Origin of the sequence: Flavobacterium notoginsengisoli, assembly GCF_014207905.1 — a bacterium.
In the GTDB taxonomy this organism is placed as follows: Bacteria; Bacteroidota; Bacteroidia; order Flavobacteriales; family Flavobacteriaceae; genus Flavobacterium; species Flavobacterium notoginsengisoli_A.
Genome location: NZ_JACHLB010000002.1, coordinates 460,257 through 478,922 on the forward strand (window position 1 = coordinate 460,257; position 18,666 = coordinate 478,922).

General features: G+C 35.3%; 19 protein-coding genes and 1 pseudogene. 10 read left to right on the top strand and 10 right to left on the bottom strand.

The window, feature by feature from the left end:
• Nucleotides 1-41: 41 nt before the first annotated feature.
• From HNP35_RS08850 to HNP35_RS08860, 3 genes are all read right to left on the bottom strand, one after another.
• Nucleotides 42-1,127, bottom strand: a complete 1,086-nt coding sequence (locus tag HNP35_RS08850; protein ID WP_184160456.1) for a PepSY-associated TM helix domain-containing protein — start codon at nt 1,125-1,127, stop codon at nt 42-44.
• A gap of 66 nt (nt 1,128-1,193) precedes the next feature.
• Nucleotides 1,194-1,730 (bottom strand): DUF417 family protein, encoded by a 537-nt coding sequence (locus tag HNP35_RS08855; RefSeq protein ID WP_184160458.1) that lies wholly within the window; start codon nt 1,728-1,730, stop codon nt 1,194-1,196.
• Between the two features lie 189 nt (nt 1,731-1,919).
• Complete coding sequence (locus HNP35_RS08860; protein ID WP_184160460.1) at nt 1,920-2,363, bottom strand: GNAT family N-acetyltransferase; 444 nt, start codon at nt 2,361-2,363, stop codon at nt 1,920-1,922.
• A 554-nt stretch (nt 2,364-2,917) separates the two neighbouring features.
• Between HNP35_RS08860 and HNP35_RS08865 the strand changes: the two are divergent.
• A pseudogene (locus HNP35_RS08865) lies at nt 2,918-3,631 on the top strand (IS3 family transposase); the annotation flags it as partial.
• Nucleotides 3,628-4,080, top strand: a complete 453-nt coding sequence (locus HNP35_RS08870; RefSeq protein WP_184160462.1) for an IS3 family transposase — start codon at nt 3,628-3,630, stop codon at nt 4,078-4,080. The pseudogene HNP35_RS08865 and the gene HNP35_RS08870, both read left to right, overlap by 4 nt.
• A gap of 1,376 nt (nt 4,081-5,456) precedes the next feature.
• Here the strand turns inward: HNP35_RS08870 and HNP35_RS08875 are convergent.
• Both HNP35_RS08875 and HNP35_RS08880 read right to left on the bottom strand, forming a co-directional pair.
• The gene (locus HNP35_RS08875; RefSeq protein ID WP_246453411.1) at nt 5,457-7,043 is read right to left on the bottom strand and encodes a sensor histidine kinase; all 1,587 of its coding nucleotides are present in this window, start codon (nt 7,041-7,043) and stop codon (nt 5,457-5,459) included.
• Nucleotides 7,044-7,079: 36 nt separating this feature from the next.
• Nucleotides 7,080-7,373, bottom strand: coding sequence for a TIGR03643 family protein (locus HNP35_RS08880; RefSeq protein ID WP_184160464.1), 294 nt, complete (start codon nt 7,371-7,373; stop codon nt 7,080-7,082).
• A 245-nt stretch (nt 7,374-7,618) separates the two neighbouring features.
• On the opposite strand from HNP35_RS08880, the gene HNP35_RS08885 reads away from it, so the two are divergent.
• From HNP35_RS08885 to HNP35_RS08895, 3 genes are all read left to right on the top strand, one after another.
• Nucleotides 7,619-8,302, top strand: coding sequence for an SDR family NAD(P)-dependent oxidoreductase (locus HNP35_RS08885; RefSeq protein WP_184160466.1), 684 nt, complete (start codon nt 7,619-7,621; stop codon nt 8,300-8,302).
• Nucleotides 8,303-8,314: 12 nt separating this feature from the next.
• Nucleotides 8,315-9,727 carry an SDR family oxidoreductase gene (locus HNP35_RS08890; RefSeq protein WP_184160468.1) on the top strand — a complete coding sequence of 471 codons (1,413 nt, stop codon included), beginning with the start codon at nt 8,315-8,317 and terminating at the stop codon, nt 9,725-9,727.
• Between the two features lie 187 nt (nt 9,728-9,914).
• The gene (locus tag HNP35_RS08895; RefSeq protein WP_184160470.1) at nt 9,915-10,421 is read left to right on the top strand and encodes a response regulator; all 507 of its coding nucleotides are present in this window, start codon (nt 9,915-9,917) and stop codon (nt 10,419-10,421) included.
• A 306-nt stretch (nt 10,422-10,727) separates the two neighbouring features.
• Here the strand turns inward: HNP35_RS08895 and hemH are convergent, their stop codons facing one another.
• The 5 genes from hemH to HNP35_RS08920 all read right to left on the bottom strand — a co-directional run bounded on the left by hemH (nt 10,728) and on the right by HNP35_RS08920 (nt 14,292).
• Nucleotides 10,728-11,741 carry a ferrochelatase gene (hemH, locus tag HNP35_RS08900; RefSeq protein ID WP_184160472.1) on the bottom strand — a complete coding sequence of 338 codons (1,014 nt, stop codon included), beginning with the start codon at nt 11,739-11,741 and terminating at the stop codon, nt 10,728-10,730.
• Nucleotides 11,742-11,833: 92 nt separating this feature from the next.
• A complete protein-coding gene (locus HNP35_RS08905; protein ID WP_184160474.1) occupies nt 11,834-12,724 on the bottom strand; it encodes an AraC family transcriptional regulator in 891 nt (296 codons plus the stop codon).
• A 47-nt stretch (nt 12,725-12,771) separates the two neighbouring features.
• Nucleotides 12,772-13,323, bottom strand: coding sequence for a YceI family protein (locus tag HNP35_RS08910; RefSeq protein WP_184160476.1), 552 nt, complete (start codon nt 13,321-13,323; stop codon nt 12,772-12,774).
• Nucleotides 13,324-13,369: 46 nt separating this feature from the next.
• On the bottom strand, nt 13,370-13,909 hold the full coding sequence (locus tag HNP35_RS08915; RefSeq protein WP_184160478.1) for a YceI family protein: 540 nt from the start codon (nt 13,907-13,909) through the stop codon (nt 13,370-13,372).
• A gap of 14 nt (nt 13,910-13,923) precedes the next feature.
• Nucleotides 13,924-14,292, bottom strand: coding sequence for a hypothetical protein (locus HNP35_RS08920; RefSeq protein WP_184160480.1), 369 nt, complete (start codon nt 14,290-14,292; stop codon nt 13,924-13,926).
• Between the two features lie 171 nt (nt 14,293-14,463).
• Between HNP35_RS08920 and HNP35_RS08925 the strand changes: the two genes are divergently transcribed.
• The 5 genes from HNP35_RS08925 to hemA all read left to right on the top strand — a co-directional run bounded on the left by HNP35_RS08925 (nt 14,464) and on the right by hemA (nt 18,422).
• Nucleotides 14,464-14,853: an OB-fold protein gene (locus HNP35_RS08925; RefSeq protein ID WP_184160482.1), complete on the top strand. Its 390-nt coding sequence runs from the start codon at nt 14,464-14,466 to the stop codon at nt 14,851-14,853.
• A 27-nt stretch (nt 14,854-14,880) separates the two neighbouring features.
• The gene (locus HNP35_RS08930; RefSeq protein WP_184160484.1) at nt 14,881-15,720 is read left to right on the top strand and encodes a DUF5777 family beta-barrel protein; all 840 of its coding nucleotides are present in this window, start codon (nt 14,881-14,883) and stop codon (nt 15,718-15,720) included.
• Nucleotides 15,721-15,848: 128 nt separating this feature from the next.
• A complete protein-coding gene (locus tag HNP35_RS08935; RefSeq protein ID WP_184160486.1) occupies nt 15,849-16,283 on the top strand; it encodes a hypothetical protein in 435 nt (144 codons plus the stop codon).
• A 20-nt stretch (nt 16,284-16,303) separates the two neighbouring features.
• The gene (locus tag HNP35_RS08940; RefSeq protein WP_184160488.1) at nt 16,304-16,894 is read left to right on the top strand and encodes a hypothetical protein; all 591 of its coding nucleotides are present in this window, start codon (nt 16,304-16,306) and stop codon (nt 16,892-16,894) included.
• Nucleotides 16,895-17,117: 223 nt separating this feature from the next.
• Entirely contained in the window at nt 17,118-18,422 is a 1,305-nt protein-coding gene (gene hemA / locus HNP35_RS08945) for a glutamyl-tRNA reductase (protein ID WP_184160490.1), read from the top strand.
• Nucleotides 18,423-18,666 lie beyond the last annotated feature (244 nt).

The window sequence follows — 18,666 nt, forward strand, 5'->3', positions numbered from 1 at the left end:
GCTGAACATTATGAAAGAGCGTTAATGTCTTATAATAGACATTAACGCTTTTCCTTTTTTTTATACCATATGTATAGACCTGTAAAGCCCAAGACAACAGGAAACATACCAATAAAGAGATAAAAAAATCTTACTAGGTAGCCTCCCCAAGCGCCTATATGGAGCTGGTAGTTTATCCATGACATTCTTTTATCAAAGCTTGATTCTTCTATGTTTTTAAATTCTATAGGTGCGCCAGTTTTAGTATCAAACAGAATAAAACTGGATTTACCTGCATACAACGGAAATTTATTTGTGGAAATATGTCCTTTAACCACAATGGGCATGTTATTTAATTGGGGAATATCTATTGCAATTACTGCAAAACTAGGATATGATGCTTTCGTGTATTTTAAAATACTATCCAGGTTTGCTCCAATGGAACCCGTCCTGTAATCCCTTTGATGATGACTTGTATGACTAGCTGTTAAAGATGGCCAATTGATCCAAATGCCACTAATAATCAAAATGCTATTTAAAACAATCGACCATACGCCTAACACCCTGTGCCATAAAGAAGCCTTATTTTTTCTTTTTTTAAATGTGATCTGAAATGTGAGGGTTTTCCAAAAATGCTTTTTATATACGATTACTCCGGAAATAATTGAAATCATCATAAGTACTCCCACTATAACAACAATCATTTCTCCTAAACGTCCTGATAAAAGATTGTAATGTAAACTATAAAGCCATCTAAAGAACATTCCTACGGATTCCTCATAATTGCCATCTCGAATTACCTGCCCGGTGTATTGATCTATAAATACGTATGCCAAACTGTTATCGAATAAATCATTTTGAAACCTGTATAACATAAATTCATAAGGTTCATAGCGATTTTCAGGAAAATCATGAAGCACAATTTTTTTAATATCAGGATACTTTTCTTGTACTATTCGATAGACACTGTCTACAGATAATTTCACTTTGTGACTTTCACGATGATAGATAGTTTTATTCACATACCGATCAACATCTTTTCTAAATAAAAGAAGAGTACCACTTAAACTTATAACTACGAAGATTACTCCTAATATTCGACCGAGCCATTTGTGGAGCTGGAAAAAATATTTAATTTTCCAGCCCATTCAAATATGATCTATTAACCTCATTAATAAGCACTGCTAAATACGTAAGAAACATTAATTAATTAACTATTCTTCCGAAGCTATAAAAGGTTGGATTGATTCTTCAGCAATTGCTTTCTTTCTAAAAGTTTGTAGAATAAACAGACTCAATGAAAAACCAATTAAATCCTTGAACAAGAATAGTCCTAAAAAGGTCATGTAACCAATACCGTTCACATTAACTATTGTTTCAGGCGTAGTAATCAACATGGAGCCCGTCACAAAGAACATCAGCATAGTAACGAAAGTACCGAAAATTCCTATTTTAGGTTTTTTGAGTCCGATTAAGATTAGGATAGCACCAACCCATTCTGTAACACCTATTAAATCAGAACCAATATACGGCCCAAAGAGTTTAAAGTGCCAGCTGATTAAAGGACTGTTTTCTACCAAAGGAATAATTCCTTCCGCACCTGGAGCTGTCATTTTATATGTTCCTGCCCACAGGAGCATGATCGCTAAAGTAGCTACCCCAGCTTTAAAAGGTAAGTTTTTCGCTTCAATAAAAGCGGTTTGATTTAATAATTTCGATTGAAATTTTCCAGTTAATGATTTTTGTTCCATATTTTTGAAGTATAAAATTTATACTGCAAAATTGGGTCAATTTAGTTATCCGGTAAATGACAAATTTTCCCGAAGAAATACACTATTTTCATTTAAACACATAATTAAATACTATTTTTTCGACTAATGTTTAGGTTTAAATTGATTGTACATAGTAAGAGTTGGTAAAAATTGTACAATATGATAATGCTAATTGGAATAGTACATTGTATACTTGTCAATTCCATCACCAAAGCCGTTTGGAACAATATTGTTTAGCTTAAAACCAATTTTTTCGTAGAATTTAGCCGTATGTTGTGAAGTTTCAATTATGTAACTTTTATTTGGGAATTTTCTTTGTAATTCCTTTATTCTATAATTTGAAAAAGATAACCCTATTCCTTTTCCATGGTATTTTTTGTGGACCATTCCCCATGATAAGCCACCGCTATCTGTACTTTTATCAAAAAATATTCCACCACAGGCTATTATTTGGTTTTCCTCTTTTACAACGAAGTAATAACCATCTGTAACTTGATCCAGATATTTTTCAAATAATTCTAATTCACCCTCAGCAAAAAACTTAGGTCTATTACTTTCAAAAATATTAATGCAAGACGTTTTGAAAGCTGATTTATATTCAAGAATTTTCATTATCGTAAAAATACATTATTTATATACAAAATCAACTCCATTCTCTCAATAGGATTAATATCCGATTCTTATTTTTACTTTATCACCTTGTAGGATGTAAAAACTTATTAATTTACAATTTTAGAAACTGCGTAAGCACTTATTAATAGAATCCCTATATCATGGTTTTTTTATAATATGATCTCTTATGGATTTAAGTGCAACAGTCATATATGTATTTACTGTAGACATAGAAATCTGAATAATTAAATATAAAAAAAATTATAAAATTATTCCGTTGACACAGCTCACGTTACAGTCTCCCGAATAAATTCGGAGCTTTTTGTTTATTATATTTCTGCAATTTACCTCTCTTATTCAATTGTTTTTTATATCCAATTCTTCTTTATTTATTATACGTTAACCATTTATTTAGTACCTTTGTTACAATGATTTACAAGGTAATCGGGTGAAATCGAGTGTAATAAGCACCATTACTAAATCGTTACCGATAGGTTTATCTACTTCTGTAATCTGCTCTTTATAAGTCAATTTAGACTTAATTCATCTTTTATTTTAAAAAACATTACGGACGCAATAAAATTACAAAGGAACTTCATAAGCTTGGTTATGTTATATGTCAGGAAAGGGTTTCTTTTTACATGCGGGAGTTAGGCCTGCGCCGCATTAAAAAAAGAAAATTTAAGCCTACTACAGCTTCTAAGCATACTTATTACACAGCTCCAAATATCCTGGACAGAAACTTTCAGGTGCATTCCCACTCCCAGGTATGGGCATCTGATATTACCTATCTTCAGACTACAAAAGGTTTTTTATATCTCACCATCATTATTGATCTGTATGACCGTAAAATAATAGGCTGGAACCTGGGCTCAAGTCTCGCCGGTAAAAATACTACTCTGCCGGCTCTCAAAATGGCGGTGGCAAACCGGACTGCAGCTGAGGGCCTCATCTTTCATTCTGACAGGGGTGTTCAGTACGCCAACAGAGCCTTTTCTAAGGAGCTGTCTTCCTATAAGTTTATAAAAAGCATGAGCCGTAAAGGATGCAGCTGTGACAATGCTGTATCGGAAAGCTTTTTCAGTTCGCTGAAAAGAGAGTTAATAGATCCGAGAAATAGCTTATTTACCCGCAGAAAGATGCGACAGGAAATATATGAATTTATTGAAAACTGGTATAATACAAAGAGAATTCACACCTCTCTGAATAATAAAACGATAGAGCAGTTTAATAACGATTATTACTTAGAAACAGGGATTAGAATATGAAGCAGGACAATAAAAAAAGTGCTGCAGATCTTTATGCTGCCAGTCTGGAACTAGAGATTAAAAAAGCAGAACTGAAGTTTGAAATCTTGAAAAATGCCGGCAGCTGCATTTCGAAGAAGAAAGACGTGCTTCATGATTTCATCCTGCAGAATGAAAAGCGCTACTCCATCCGGTTAATGACCGAAGTTTTAGGGGCCAGCAGGTACTGGTATCATAAATGGAAAAAAAATCCGCTTAATGAAACAAAGCGCAGAAAGATCTTGATGCATCAGGAAATAACCAGACTCTTCTTTGCATTTGAAAGACGTTACGGGAGCGAAAGAATTGCTGTGGAACTAAGGCATGCAGGGCATAAGATATCTAGTAAAACGGTTAGAAATTATATGCGGGAACTGGGACTTTCAGCGAGAGGCAAAAAAGAATTAACCGGGGTGCGGATCCGCAGCTGATACTGTATCCTGTTTTGAAGTGCCAGTGTGATGGATATAAAAAATATGTAATTTAAAATCATAAACTGTAGGGAATCGAAGCAGCATTAGGGTAAATTTGTCCTATAGTAAGTAAGGTAAAAAAGCTTTTTTAATCAGGAAAAAAAGATGGAACTTGCGGGTTTCGTCTGAAGGTGGATGATGCTCAAGGAGGACATGAGAATCTTAATTTCCGGTGTGCTTGTTTCTTGTCTTTTTCATAAACTATAAATTTAATTCCTTTTTTTCCTTATAATTATAGTTTCAAAAAAACAAGCCATGAAATAACTCAATTTCTGGCATCGGTTGAACAACAAGAAATATATAAGACAATAGGATGTTAATACAGTTTCGAACCTAAGCTTTTTAGAGCCTTATTTTGCTGAAGTTTTAACTTTTTAAAATCCAAATGTGCCACGATTCTGCCACAAAACTTAAAGCAATAACTTGACGAACTTTTTATGCTAATAAAATTTCGACCGATCCTCACGAATATTACTAATATCAAGATTTTAAATATTAAAATAGATTGCTAAAAATCTAAATTGGTTATAAATTTTCTTCTTTTTCATTTAAAAATTTTCGTACTGCTACATCTGCTATTTTAGCAAGAAATTTCAAAATATCTGTTGCTTCTTCAAATGTCACATTCATTCCTTAATCATTAAGCATTTTTTGAGCTTCCAGAAGCGTAATTAACTATTCAGGCAATTCCATTTGATAAGGTAGAACTACATCAATAGCAATCCTATATAATTGAAAGACCAATAAATTTTCCAAGTAATCAATTTGTGGAAAGAAGTCATACAGAAAATATTGGCATACGAATTAATAAGTAATTACCAAAAAAACTCTTTGCCTTTATATCTCATCTTGTCTAAAGAACCAGTCTTAAATTTAGACTTTATTATCTATAATGCTATGGACATTGTATTAACGTATAAAAATTACCAATTTACTGTTGATTATAAATTAGATTTTGATGTCATAGGCAAAATTGTAATTTATAAAGAGCTAAGGATCTAACTGCTCATTTAGATTTGCTGATGAGCTTTAGTTTTCTCCTTTCTGCTTTTATGATGAGCTCAAGATCTGTTTACCGGTTTCGTCAAGCTATGGCTTAGGGTTTCTTTAAAATGCAGAAGATCATCTCAGATCTATGCTGCCAGTTGTATCTTATAAGATCCTAATATTTTGATATATGAAAATGGTGTTAGGTGATTAGCTGTAAAGCTAAATAAATTTATTTTACATAATTTGTAGAAACACATCTTAACCAATATTGGACCATCACCATTATAAACTCCATCTGAAGTTAGCAATAATGCACAATGAAAAATAAATACAAAGAAAGTTTCTTAAATTGTATCCTCTGTTTGCCTTAAGGGTAGGGTAACCGTAAATTCAGCGCCGTTGTCCTTTTCCCCGGCTGCAGTTATTTTACCATTATGCCTTTCGGCAATCTTTCTGCACAGGGCAAGTCCAAGGCCGTTTCCCTCATACTCATCTTTGGAATGAAGTCTTTCAAATGCCGTAAAAATCTTTTCTGCAAATTCTGCATCAATTCCAATACCATTATCCTTTATTTTTATCTGTACAAAATCATGGCCGTTACTATTGATGATACTGCTTGTTATTATAACTCTTGGAGGCTGGTCCGCTTTGGAAAATTTTAAGGCATTTTGCAGGAGGTTATAGAAAAGCTGGTTAATTAAAATCGGCGCTCCCTGAATCTCGGGAAGATCAGAAGTAACTAAAATAGCACCTTTTTCCTTTATAATCAGTTCTAGATCTATTTTTATATCTTCAATCACCTCATTGAGATCTATGGTTTCGATATGCTGTAAAGTTTTATCCAGGGTCGAATAGTTCAAAATTCCTTCTATAATGTTTTCCATTCTCTGGGCAGACTGGCTTACTTTATGAAGGTATTTTTTAGATTTGTCATTAACATTGTCTTCAATATCATTTCGTAAAAGGGTATTGAAAAATTTAATTTTTCGTAACGGTTCGCGAAGATCGTGGCTCACTACACTGGCAAAATGCATCAGATCGCTATTAGAACGCGTGAGCTCATTTGTACGGCTTGCGACCTGCTTTTTTAGTTCCTCCTGAAATTCCTTATGCTCGTGTATATCCTGAACAATCCCGATGATGGTCTTTGCAGACCCGTCCTTGTCCTTGATAATCTTTCCATTGATTTTAGCCCAGCGGTAGGAGCCGTCATCATTTAAAATCCGCGCCTCATAGCATATTTTTCCGGTTGCCTCAGCCTGCTGGTGTGCTTTTTCGCGCGCCGGGAGGTCCTCTGGATGAAGTTTTGCAATTAAATCGTCATTGGTTGTTTCGCTTCCAATGGAACAGATCGTATTGAAATTTGCTGAAGTCTTGATTTTTTTGGTCTCAAGGTCTATTTCATAACTTCCTATCCCGGAGCTTTCTATGGCTATGGTTAATTTTTCATTCGATTTCAGGGTTTCTTCTTTTGCTTTGTGCAGATCTGTGATGTCGGCGCCGGTATTAAGCACGCCATAGACTTTTCCATGCTCGTCAAAGAGCGGAATAAAACTATAATTAAAGTAATGTTCGGTCATAATCCCCTGCATGACCAAATCTACTTTTTTTCCTACAGCATGAAAGGCAGTTCCGGTTTTAAGAACGCCAAGCGCCTCATCGAGAATCTGCTGGTTTTCAATTTCTGGAACGACACTGAGATAGGTTTTTCCAAGTACATCATTTCCTTTGCCCCATGTTTTGATCATGGCATCATTGGCCAGTGCAATTTCTAAATTATCTCCCACATACACTCCGACGGGAAGAGGGATAGCATCAATTATATTTTGTAGAAGCCCTGGATTACGGTACATAGCGTTAGATTTGATTGGTATAGTTTTAATGGCGAAGCTATTGGCTTTTAAATGTTTATGGTTACATGAATTCTGCATTTTGTATCATAATTCCAATAATACAGCTGATTGTTTCTATTGTTTCTGCTTCGATTTTTTGTTATTGGAAATGACCCGCTGCTCGCTGCACTTAAAGCGTTTAGTTGCGTCACTGCGTTTCCGCTTATGTTTTGTTTGACAGTTTTCTACTCTTTTACGCCAAAGTATATAGCTGCCGGGTTTGAGTTCCTTCTTCATTAAAATTTTTACATCAGCTTCCTGAAGCTCAAACTGATATGCAATGGCCTCAAAAGGGGTTCTGTCTTCCCATGCCATTTCAATGATTCGGTCCAGGTCACGATCGGGAAATTGCCGTTTTAATTTTTTCATAATTGTATTTTTTGAGGGATTCCCAATAGGGAATTAAGCAAAGCATAGCTAATTTAGATAAAATAATTTTTATTTTGTTTAATATTTATTTAAAATAGTTAAACAATTATTACCTTTAACATTAAGATATCATCTTATATGAAATACCCCTTTAGCTTTTTTGATAATTAATAAATAATATCTTATTTTCTTGAAAATCATAGCAGAAACAATCAGAACGGTTCTTTAATTCTAATCTTTAAAAAATGAAAACTATTGTAATTGTTGGCGGCAGTAAAGGAATCGGTAATGGTGTTTTAGTGCAGCAGCTGGAAAATTATAAGGTTATTAATATCAGCAGGGCAGCTCCCGATATTACCCATCCAAACTTAATTCATTTTTCAGTTGATGTGCTCCGGGATCCTTTGCCTGAATTTGAAAGTATTGATGCCCTGGTGTATTGTCCGGGGTCCATAAACCTGAAACCCATTTTGAGCTTAAGTCTTGATGATTTCAGAAATGATTTTGAAATTAATGTGGTGGGCGCCGTCAAAGTGATTCAGCATTATCTGCCTGCATTAAAGAAAGGAAAAAATCCTTCGATTGTTTTATTCAGTACTGTTGCGGCAAAATTAGGAATGCCTTTTCATGCCAGTGTAGCAACAGCGAAAGCTGCCGTTGAGGGACTCGTTAAATCACTCGGCGCTGAACTTGCCCCGTTAATCCGAATCAATGGTATTGCGCCGACTATTACAGAAACTTCTTTGTCCGGATCTATTTTAAGAAACGACCGGATGAAAGAAAATATGATCGAACGACACCCTTTGAAAAATTACCTCAAACCCCATGAGGTTGCCCGTATGGCAGGATATCTTATCTCTGAAGATGCAGCATCAATTTCAGGTCAGGTTCTCTCAATGGATTATGGTTTGGTAAGCTTTAAATTGTAAAACAGCTCAAAAATGAAAATTCTTTTAACAGGCGCTACAGGTTATATCGGCAAGAGGCTTTTGCCCTTGTTACTTGATCATGGAAATGAAGTAATCTGCTGTGTCAGGGATAAAAACAGGTTTTGTTTTCCTGAACAGTTTAAAAATAAAATAAAGGTTATCGAAGTTGATTTTCTGGATCCGGAAAGTCTGAAGAATATTCCCAATGATATAGATGCCGCTTATTACCTGATCCACTCGATGTCAGGAGCTTCTAATTATGATGAACTGGAAAGTATTTCTGCAAATTATTTCATTGAAAAAATAAACCAGACAAATGCAAAACAAATTATTTACCTGAGCGGAATTGTAAATGACCAATCATTATCCAAACATTTATCCTCAAGAAAGGCTGTAGAAGAAATTTTAAAAACCGCAGCAGTTCCATCAACTGTACTCAGAGCGGGAATTATAGTAGGATCAGGAAGTGCTTCTTTTGAAATAATACGCGATCTGGTGGATAAACTCCCCATTATGATTACCCCAAAATGGCTCAATACGAAATGCCAGCCGATTGCGATCAGCGATGTTTTAGAATTTTTAATCCGATCACTGTTAAATCCATTAACGTATAATGAAAGTTTTGATATCGGGGGACCTGATATATTGACCTACAAAGAAATGCTGCTGGAGTTTGCCAAAGCAAAAAAACTCCAAAGATATATTTATACAGTACCGGTGATGACTCCAAAATTATCGTCTTACTGGCTGTATTTTGTGACGTCAACTTCTTTTAAGCTGGCCTCGGCGTTGGTCAGCAGTATGAAAGTGGAAGTCGTCTGCAGCGATAACAGGATTAATAGTTTACTGGCAGTTACACCTATCTCTTACAGACAGGCATTAGAAAGGGCTTTGAAAAAGATTAGTGATGATGATATTATTTCAAGCTGGAAAGATTCACAAGTAAGCGGGCAATTCAAAGGAAATGTTTCTCAATATTTAAAGGTTCCTAAAAAAGGCTGTTATATAGACAGAAGAAAAAGAACAATTATAAACAGGGAATATACAATTGCAAGAATTTGGTCAATAGGCGGAGAAACAGGATGGTATTATGCCGACTGGCTTTGGGATTTGCGTGGGTTCATCGATAAGATTTTTGGCGGTGTGGGGACCAGAAGGGGAAGAACACATAAAAAGGAAATACATGCAGGAGATGCACTCGATTTCTGGAGGGTTGTATACGCCAATAAAAAGGAAGGTAAATTGATTTTATATGCCGAAATGAAACTTCCGGGTGAAGCCTGGCTGGAATTTAAAATAATCAACAATACCTTATATCAGGCTGCTACTTTTAAGCCGCGCGGACTTATGGGCAAAATATATTGGTATTCTGTCTTGCCATTCCATGGTTTTATATTTGATGGAATGCTTAAAAAACTAATTTAAGGATACAGCGGACAACATGGGCTGGCACCGGACTGTATTACGGCAGGGAATTGTACTGGTATAGTCTTATTTTTAATATTCTGCAGTTTAAAAGGGTTTGTAAAATGAGATCCTGGGAGCATCTTTTGCAGCATATAATTTCATTTGGACATTTTTAGTACATTTGGACATTACAAAACCGCTTGATATGATAAGTGCTGAGAATCCGGATGCTGAAAGCCCAAAAGAAAAAGAGCCGGTAAAAATTCTGCTGGCCGAGGATGATAAAGACGACCAGGAATTGTTTATCGATGCCCTGGATGAAGCGCAGATTGCTTCTGAGGTAACGACCGTTGAAAACGGGCAGGAGCTCCTCGATACCCTCAGGGATGAATCCCAGAGCGATCCCGATATTATTTTTATCGATGTCAATATGCCCGTTAAAGGAGGAAAGCAGGCGCTGGAAGAAATAAAGGGAGATAAAGAGCTTCGGGACATTCCTGCCGTTATGCTGTCCACCTGGGATCATCCTGCAGATATTGAAGATACCTTTGATAAGGGGGCGGACCTCTATGTCCAGAAGCCCAATTCTTTTAATGGCTTTGTACTGGTACTAAAGAAGGTCTTCTTTCTGCACTGGGCCAAAGCTTTATTGGGTCCGGTTAAAAATTTATTTTTTGTTTCTGAAAAGAATATATCTCGCGGGGACTCCTAAGTGCTCTTACCAGTGTTATCTAAAAGTTTCGAACCTAAACAGCTTAATCTTTGGTTTTGTTGACTATTTGGTTTTCAAAAGTGCTATGTGCCACAATTCTGCCGCAAAACTTAGAATAGTAAAATATCTTTAAAAACCGCTTTAATCTTTTGTGGCAAAATTGAAGGCAGCTGCAGTCTTTATTTTGTAATATGATCTCTTTATTTTTTATAGGTTTAGGAATTAATCAGTTGTATAAAGCATATCAGAAATATTTCAAATCTCATCAGATTAATTTAATGGATTGATAGAAGTGCCCTTTGAGGATTATTCAGACCAGTCCCTAATCCATTTACTCAATGTCCGGCACCATTGGTCGTCGTCATTCAAACATGGAATTGCTAAAAACTCTTCTCCTCCTTTTGCTTCAAAATCTTCTTTGGCACGCATAGCGATTTCTTCGAGTGTTTCTAAACAGTCTGAAACAAAAGCCGGAGTAACAACGGCCAATTTCTTGATTCCTTTTGCCGGCATATTATCAATTTCAACATCTGTATAAGGTTCTAACCATTTATCTCCTTCTAAACGCGATTGAAATGTCAGACTGTATTGATCTTCGGAAAGACCTAATAATTTAACGACTTGTCTTGTAGTTTCATAACATTGGTGGCGATAGCAGAATTCGTGCGCCGGAGATGGCGTGGTGCAGCAGGATCCGTCAATTTTACAATGCGATTTTGTTACGTCGGTTTTGCGGATATGACGTTCTGGAATTCCGTGATACGAGAACAACAAATGATCATATTCAAAACCAACTACATGTTTCTGAATTGAATCGGCCAAATTCTTGATGTAATCTGGTTTATTATAAAATGCTGGAACATCAGTAAATGTCATGTGCGGGAATTTCTTCTTGCGAATTTCCTCAGCCTTTACCAAAATAGTCAAAGTCGAAGCCATCGCATATTGTGGATATAGTGGAAAAAGCATTACATCTGTAACTCCTTTATCGCTCAATTCCTGAAGTCCTTTTTCGATGGTCATGCTTCCGTAACGCATTGCTAAGGAAACGGGAACATTTACTAAAGGCTGTAGTTTTTGCTGCATTCTTTCTGAAAGAACAACTAATGGAGAACCTTCTTCCCACCAGATTTTTGCGTAAGCGTGCGCAGATTCTTCTGGTCTTTTTCTTAAAATAATGCCGCGAACTAGTAAAGCTCTTAATAAATACGGAACATCGATCACGTATTTATCCATTAAAAATTCATCTAAATACGGTTTGACATCTTTTGGCGCGGGACTTTCGGGAGATCCTAAATTTACTAATAATACTCCTTTCATTATCTTTTTTGTTTTAAGATTTGTTCTAATTTTTCCTCAAACTCAGTGCTTGCCGCTTCTTAGAAATTAATTAATATATTTTTATTTATGCTCTAATCTATAAAAGCGATACTGTTTTTATGATGGGTATTAATGGACATCAGATATCTTTTTGGGGTTGTGGAAAATTTCTTCTTGAATCCCGCAATAAAGTGGCTTCCGGTGCTATATCCTATTTTCAGGCCGACTTCATTTACATTGTAAGAACCGCTGTCCAATAGTTTTAGGGCAAAATCCATTTTGTAATCAAAGAGAAAACCATAAACCGTATCACCATAAATTTGTTTGAAGCCTATTTTTAATTTTTTCATATTCAGTCCAATTTCATCTGCCAACTGCTGTAGTCTTGGCGGTTCGGCCATATTGGCGATAAGTATTTCTCTGGCTTTTTTGATTTTCAGAACGTTATCTTCATCAATCAAAAAAGGACATTGCACTGCGTTTGGATCTTCCATTTTATTGAGATACAAGCTCAATAATTCATATCCTTTTCCTTTATAATAAAGGTTCTTTAGGGAAGGATGAAGGCTGTAATGAAACAGCTGGCTCAAAACAACAGCCATAGAAGGACTGATGTTCCCTTCGGTATAATACTTTTTTTTCTTCCTATCGGGGCTTAAAATAGAAATATAATCTGCCTGAACGGAAAATAACGAGTGAAATTTATTAATCGAAACAATAACAGAAATAACCCATGAATTTGGAGAAAGTTTTAACTTAAGCAATGACTGTTGCTGCAGATTGCACAAAATCAGTGATTTTTCCTCTTTCAATTCTAAAGTGCAATGATCCTGACTGGACAAAAAAAATGCATTGCCTTTTAGTCCGAAATGAAACTGTATTAGGCCGGCATCTATTTCGTGCTGTGCAGAAAAAGATTCTGAGCTGTCGTTCTGGAAACGGATAAGGGTAAGGCCGTCCTCAATTTGTATTTCTTCCTCCATTTTTTTTATATAAAAATTACTGACTTTTCAAGATAGTGTTCAGGAGGTTATTGTCTATTGGTTTCTAAGACTGCGGCAACCTGGATATTTATTTTATTGGAAAGCTTGCTTTTAACCAAATTTGGGATTTCAATATTAAAATCACTGGCATTTACGCTGAAATTACATGAAATGCTGACACCTGATGGTGATCTGCTTATCTTTGCAGCAGTATTTATATCCCTGGATTTACCGTGAAGTTCTAATTTGCCTTTAATAATAAAATCTTTGGGATTTACTGTTAGGCTTTGAAGATCAAACCCTTGTATTTTTCCTTTAAATACGGCTTTTGGATATTGGTCACTTTCGATATAATTTTCATTAAAGTGTTCTTCCATTAAAGCAACCTTAAACTGGAAACCTTTCATCAGGGCTAAACTTGCAATCTCTCCTGTTGCTGGATTCAAAACAAAAGTAACATTCTGATTTACTGCTTTAACTTCTTCAAAAGAAGGAACGGAAGCTTCAAAAATGACTTTTGCCGATTTACTGATCATTTTTTCTTGTGATACGCCAATGGCGCAAAAACACAGCATTGCAATAAGTATTGTTTTTTTCATTATTTTGCCTTTATTTTTTTATAAAATCATTCTGTTTTATGCAGTCTTATTTTAAAACTGCAATAATTTGAATTTTGACTTTATTATCCAGTTTATATTTAATAAGCGCTGGAATTGGAATGTTAAAATCACTCGCATTTACTTCAAAATCAGATATAAAGGTGACTCGGGAACCCGATCTTGTAATTTTTGCATCGGCACTTATATCCTTGGATTTTCCATGCACTTCTAACTTTCCTTTTACGGTGTAATCTTTATAATCTTCTGTAAGACTTTTAATATCGAATCCTTCTATTTGCCCTCTAAAAATAGCTTTCGGATATTTATCGGTTTCCATGTAATTTTCATTAAAATGTTCTTCCATTAATGCCATTTCAAATTCAAATCCTTTCATTAAAGCCAGACTTGCTACTTCTCCAGTTGCGGGATTCAAAACAAAAGTTACATTGCTGTTAGTTCCTGCAACCGGCTGAAAAGAAGGTACTGAAGCTTCCAGAGTTATTGTTGCAGATTTGGTTACTATTTTTTCTTGTGAAAAAACAATAAAAGAAGCCAATAGCATTGGCATTATTATGATTTTCTTCATGTTGCTGTTATAGATTATTTTTCTAATAATCCATCCTGATTCCATTTATTTATAATGTCAATAGTCGCTTGAGGCAATCTTGGGCCACCTTGCGGCATTAAGGAACTATCTCCATTTTCTAAAGAAATTCGTGTAAGCAGTCCACGATTTAAAACTGCATTTTTAACCTGTTCATAAGTAACTAAAGACATCGGCGCTCCATTTTTAGGAACTGCCGCATGGCATACAACACAGTTATTATCAATAATAGATTTTACATTTTGGTTGTATGTTGCCAAACCATTAATTGGTGTAGAGTCAATTAAAGTACTTGGATCATCGTTGGCACAGCTTACAAAAATTGAAGCTAATGATGAGATGGCCAGAAGGGTTTTTAAATTCATAAGATTGGTTTTTAGTTATAAATAAATGCATGATTTTTTTAAGGATCATCAGGCATTTCAAAATTATATACGTTGAAAAGAATAATACAGATTTGGCAAGAGGCATATTTAATGATTTAAATCCAATAGGTATTTTTTAACGTAGATAATTTGAAATACTAAAAACCAGTTATGAGAAAAAAAATACTAATTACAATTTTCCTTTTTATAATAATCGGAATTTCAGCGTACCTCTACATCTACAAAGGGCATAGAAATATAGAATCAGAAACTGCCGATTATGTTGTAACCGTTAACGAACTGGAAAGAGAGTTTACTTCAAACGACAGGCTGGCTTACATCAAATATCAGGACAAAACAATTGAACTATGTGCACGAGTAACAAGTATTGATAAAGCCAGTAATGGAATTGTTATGAGCGAAAAAGTATTTGTGACATTCAAAAAATGTTTGCCGCAAAATATTATATCTGGAAAAACCCTAAAAATTAAAGGGCGTTTTTTAGGATATGACGAATTGCTCCAGGAATTTAAAATAGACCAATCTTCAGTTGTACACTAATACAAATAACAATTTAAAACTAACCTCATGAAAAACTTTATTCTATTATTTTTTTTATTTCCGCTGTTAACCTTCTCCCAAACCGATTTATTGTCTGGAGTAGAAACTCCTTTTGCAAAAGAAAAAGTGACATCTGCATTCAAAGCCTTAAAAATCGTTAATCTCGAATCTACAAAATTGGCCGCAAAAGGCGATTTGTATTTTGTTGTTGCACACCGATTCGGCTCTATTAAAGATGGTTTTGAAGGTTTTTATGGACTCGATAATGCCAATACGCAGATTAAATTTATTTACGGTGTAACAAATGGACTTAATGTAAGTGCAGCCCGAAGTGAATTTGCTTATGACTTTGCAACAAAATATATGCTGTTTCCTCAAATAAAAGACGGCTTTCCTGTTACTATTGCCGGATTTAATAGTTTGTCTATTAATAACACATTAAAAGAAAGCCTTTATCCGAAGCTTCAATTTAAAGACAGGCTGACTTATGTAGCACAGCTGTTAATTTCCAGAAAATTTTCTGAAAAGCTGTCTTTAGAAATTGTGCCGTCATTCTTTCATCAAAACTTTGTTGATGATGTAGACCAAAGCAATTCCCAATATGCCATAGGATTTGGAGGAAGATATAAATTCGCTAAGCGCTGGTCCTTAAATATGGATTATGCGGCGCATTTAAACAGAGCGCCAAATTCACTTTATAAAAATCCGCTGTCTATAGGTTTTGATTTAGAAACCGGCGGACATGTTTTCCAAATGCATTTTACCAGTTCACAGGCAATTGATGAGGCTGGGTATCTGGGAAGAACCACTGGCGACTGGACAAAAGGAGATATATTTTTTGGATTTAATCTTGCCAGGGTTTTCTAGTATCTTCTTTATAATTAAATTATTAGGTAATTTCTGTATTTAAAATGATTCTAAATTGATTGTTTTTCTATTATTTCTAAAACCGCAGCGATGAAGTGCACGTAGATAATTTTAAAACCATAAAAATTATGAAAACTAATAAAATAATCAAAAAAGGACTTTTAATTCTCAGCGGAATATTTGTACTGTTTGCCGCGATTTTGCTTTTTCACATTATAACGGCCAAACCCCCAGTTTATGACACCCCAAATCTTCAGGTAAGCAGAATCGATTTTAAATCAGACATCGATTCTCTGCAGGCCAGAAAAATCTGTGCCGACCTGAGAAGCATAAAAGGTCTGACATCAGACTCTATCATTGTTAAAAGAAATGTTGTGGTGTACTTCCATAATAATAAAATTACAAACTCGGAGAAAGTTTTCAATGAGCTGATGGCTAAAGGAAGTTATGATGCGCAGCGTTATATACTGCCGGCAAATTTAGCAGACAAAGAAGTATGCCCAATGAATCAAAATAGTTTGAGCTATAGACTGTCTCAAAAAATAAATCGTTTTTTTAATTAACCCTTTAATACTTTAAATTTATGAAAGTTTATTCAAAACTTACACTTAGTGTACTAATTGCTGCATCGGCAGCTATGATTTCCTGCAGCAGTAATGACGATGAAAGCCCTGCACCGGTTAAGGCTTCTATCTATGAGCGATTAGGCGGAACTAAAATGGTTTCTGATCCTGATAATTCCGGCCAGATGATTGAACAGGGACGTTTGAGTTTCCGCAAAGTGGTAAATTCAACTATCGGATTGATTGTTGCTGATATCCAATCGAACGCATCAGGCAATCTGCAGGCACATTTTGCTCCTTTACTGGCAGAAACGGGAACTACCCAGTCTACCAATATTGCTAAATTATCAGATAATCTGACTGATTTCTTTTCGTTTAATACGGGAGGAACAAATGCTGTAAATACATATTCTGGTTTGAACATGGTTGCAGCTCATGATCCTGCAAAAAATCCTCGTATGGGAACAAAATCCAGCAATGCAGATTATACAAAATTTGAAGGATATGTTGGAGCTGCTGCCAATGCGAATGGCGTTGCTTCAAATACAGAACTTTATACTGATATAGTTGCTGTTTTGGAATCATTGAGAACCCCTATAGTTCAAAAATAAGTTTATTCTCAAAAACGCTGCCTTTTTCAGGCAGCGTTTTATATTTCAATACTGTTTGAAGTACATAAATATTTTTCAAAATCTGTCAGCTTTATAATATAAGTAAATTATATAAAACCGCAGTTTAAATCCATTTATTCCACAGTGATCTAAAAAGCACTTCCGGCGCTGTTATATAAATCTGCAGTTACTAATTTTTGAACTTTTTAAGGAAACCATAAATATGGAAAATTTTACTATGTCCGGATCCACTACTTTTTACGCATTAGGGCTAAGCTACAAGAAAGCAGATGCAGTTATAAGAGGAAAATTTAGTTTAGATGCCCAGGCACAATCTGATTTATTGCTGCAGGCTAAGGCAGAAGGCATAGAATCATTGGTTGTTACTTCTACCTGCAATAGAACTGAAATTTATGGTTTTGCCCATCATCCTTATCAACTGATCAAACTGCTTTGCGAGAACAGCAATGGCTCTGTAGAAGAATTTCAGCAGGCTGCTTATATATATAAGAATGAAGAAGCTGTCAGCCATATGTTCCGGGTAGGGACAGGTTTAGACAGTCAGATTTTGGGTGATTTTGAAATCATCAGCCAGATTAAAACCGCCTTTAGCAATAGTAAACGGGAAGGTTTGGTCAATACATTTCTGGACCGGCTGGTCAATACAGTTATTCAGGCGAGCAAAAAAGTTAAAACGGAGACGAAAATTTCTTCTGGTGCTACGTCAGTTTCTTTTGCATCAGTGCAGTATATTATCCAAAATGTGGCGGATATTGGAAACAAAAATATTTTGTTATTCGGAACAGGGAAAATAGGAAGAAATACGTGCGAAAACTTAGTAAAACATACTAAAAACAGCCATATTGCCCTTATAAACAGAACAAAAAACAAAGCCGAATTATTGGCCGGTAAGCTGAATGTTATTGTAAAAGATTATGCTGATTTAAAACAGGAACTGCAGCAGGCCGATGTGCTTGTTGTAGCTACAGGAGCACAAAATCCCACTATTGACAAAACATCTCTTGCTTTACAGAAACCCTTATTGATTCTGGATTTATCCATCCCGCGCAATGTAGATACCAATGTAGAAGAAATACCCGGCGTAACTTTAATACAACTGGATGATTTATCTCAAATTACTGATGACACGCTGGAAAAGAGAAAACAGCATATTCCTGCTGCAGAAGCCATTATTGATGATCTGAAATTAGAACTGAATACCTGGGTGAACGGCCGAAAATGTGCTCCAACTATCCATGCCTTAAAATCCAAGCTAAATGATATTGTATCGGCAGAATTTGCTTTTCAAAAAAAGAAAACAGCCCATTTTGATGATGCACAGATGGATTTAATCAGTTCAAGAATTATTCAAAAATTAACAAACCATTTTGCCAGCCATTTAAAAAATGAAAACACTTCAGTGGATCAAAGTATTGAATTCATTGAAAAAGTATTTCAGATAGGACACCTTGCACCGAATAAGGCTTCTTCACCAATAGAAGAAAAATACAAAATCAATCTGTCATAAATGCTTAATCCCCTTCAGTTTCAAACTTACAGCAAAGTTCTGAAGGAAGTGATGCAAAAATAGAACCCGTCAGCTGCGCTGCACGCTGCGACGGGCTTGTCCATAAACATAATCTTCCAAAAAATGTTTACTTAATTCTGCATGGGAGTAATCAATTCCTCATTTGGTAAAGTTATACTAATTAATTTGGTGATAATTACATGATTATTAATTAATTTTATAATTAGCCTTTTTTACTATAAAC

Bases quoted from the DNA above. Each gene is read 5' to 3' on its own strand.
- HNP35_RS08850 (WP_184160456.1), bottom strand. From the start codon at position 1,127: ATGGGCTGGAAAATTAAATATTTTTTCCAGCTCCACAAATGGCTCGGT.
- HNP35_RS08855 (WP_184160458.1), bottom strand. From the start codon at position 1,730: ATGGAACAAAAATCATTAACTGGAAAATTTCAATCGAAATTATTAAAT.
- HNP35_RS08860 (WP_184160460.1), bottom strand. From the start codon at position 2,363: ATGAAAATTCTTGAATATAAATCAGCTTTCAAAACGTCTTGCATTAAT.
- HNP35_RS08870 (WP_184160462.1), top strand. From the start codon at position 3,628: ATGAAGCAGGACAATAAAAAAAGTGCTGCAGATCTTTATGCTGCCAGT.
- HNP35_RS08875 (WP_246453411.1), bottom strand. From the start codon at position 7,043: ATGCAGAATTCATGTAACCATAAACATTTAAAAGCCAATAGCTTCGCC.
- HNP35_RS08880 (WP_184160464.1), bottom strand. From the start codon at position 7,373: ATGAAAAAATTAAAACGGCAATTTCCCGATCGTGACCTGGACCGAATC.
- HNP35_RS08885 (WP_184160466.1), top strand. From the start codon at position 7,619: ATGAAAACTATTGTAATTGTTGGCGGCAGTAAAGGAATCGGTAATGGT.
- HNP35_RS08890 (WP_184160468.1), top strand. From the start codon at position 8,315: ATGAAAATTCTTTTAACAGGCGCTACAGGTTATATCGGCAAGAGGCTT.
- HNP35_RS08895 (WP_184160470.1), top strand. From the start codon at position 9,915: ATGATAAGTGCTGAGAATCCGGATGCTGAAAGCCCAAAAGAAAAAGAG.
- hemH (WP_184160472.1), bottom strand. From the start codon at position 11,741: ATGAAAGGAGTATTATTAGTAAATTTAGGATCTCCCGAAAGTCCCGCG.
- HNP35_RS08905 (WP_184160474.1), bottom strand. From the start codon at position 12,724: ATGGAGGAAGAAATACAAATTGAGGACGGCCTTACCCTTATCCGTTTC.
- HNP35_RS08910 (WP_184160476.1), bottom strand. From the start codon at position 13,323: ATGAAAAAAACAATACTTATTGCAATGCTGTGTTTTTGCGCCATTGGC.
- HNP35_RS08915 (WP_184160478.1), bottom strand. From the start codon at position 13,909: ATGAAGAAAATCATAATAATGCCAATGCTATTGGCTTCTTTTATTGTT.
- HNP35_RS08920 (WP_184160480.1), bottom strand. From the start codon at position 14,292: ATGAATTTAAAAACCCTTCTGGCCATCTCATCATTAGCTTCAATTTTT.
- HNP35_RS08925 (WP_184160482.1), top strand. From the start codon at position 14,464: ATGAGAAAAAAAATACTAATTACAATTTTCCTTTTTATAATAATCGGA.
- HNP35_RS08930 (WP_184160484.1), top strand. From the start codon at position 14,881: ATGAAAAACTTTATTCTATTATTTTTTTTATTTCCGCTGTTAACCTTC.
- HNP35_RS08935 (WP_184160486.1), top strand. From the start codon at position 15,849: ATGAAAACTAATAAAATAATCAAAAAAGGACTTTTAATTCTCAGCGGA.
- HNP35_RS08940 (WP_184160488.1), top strand. From the start codon at position 16,304: ATGAAAGTTTATTCAAAACTTACACTTAGTGTACTAATTGCTGCATCG.
- hemA (WP_184160490.1), top strand. From the start codon at position 17,118: ATGGAAAATTTTACTATGTCCGGATCCACTACTTTTTACGCATTAGGG.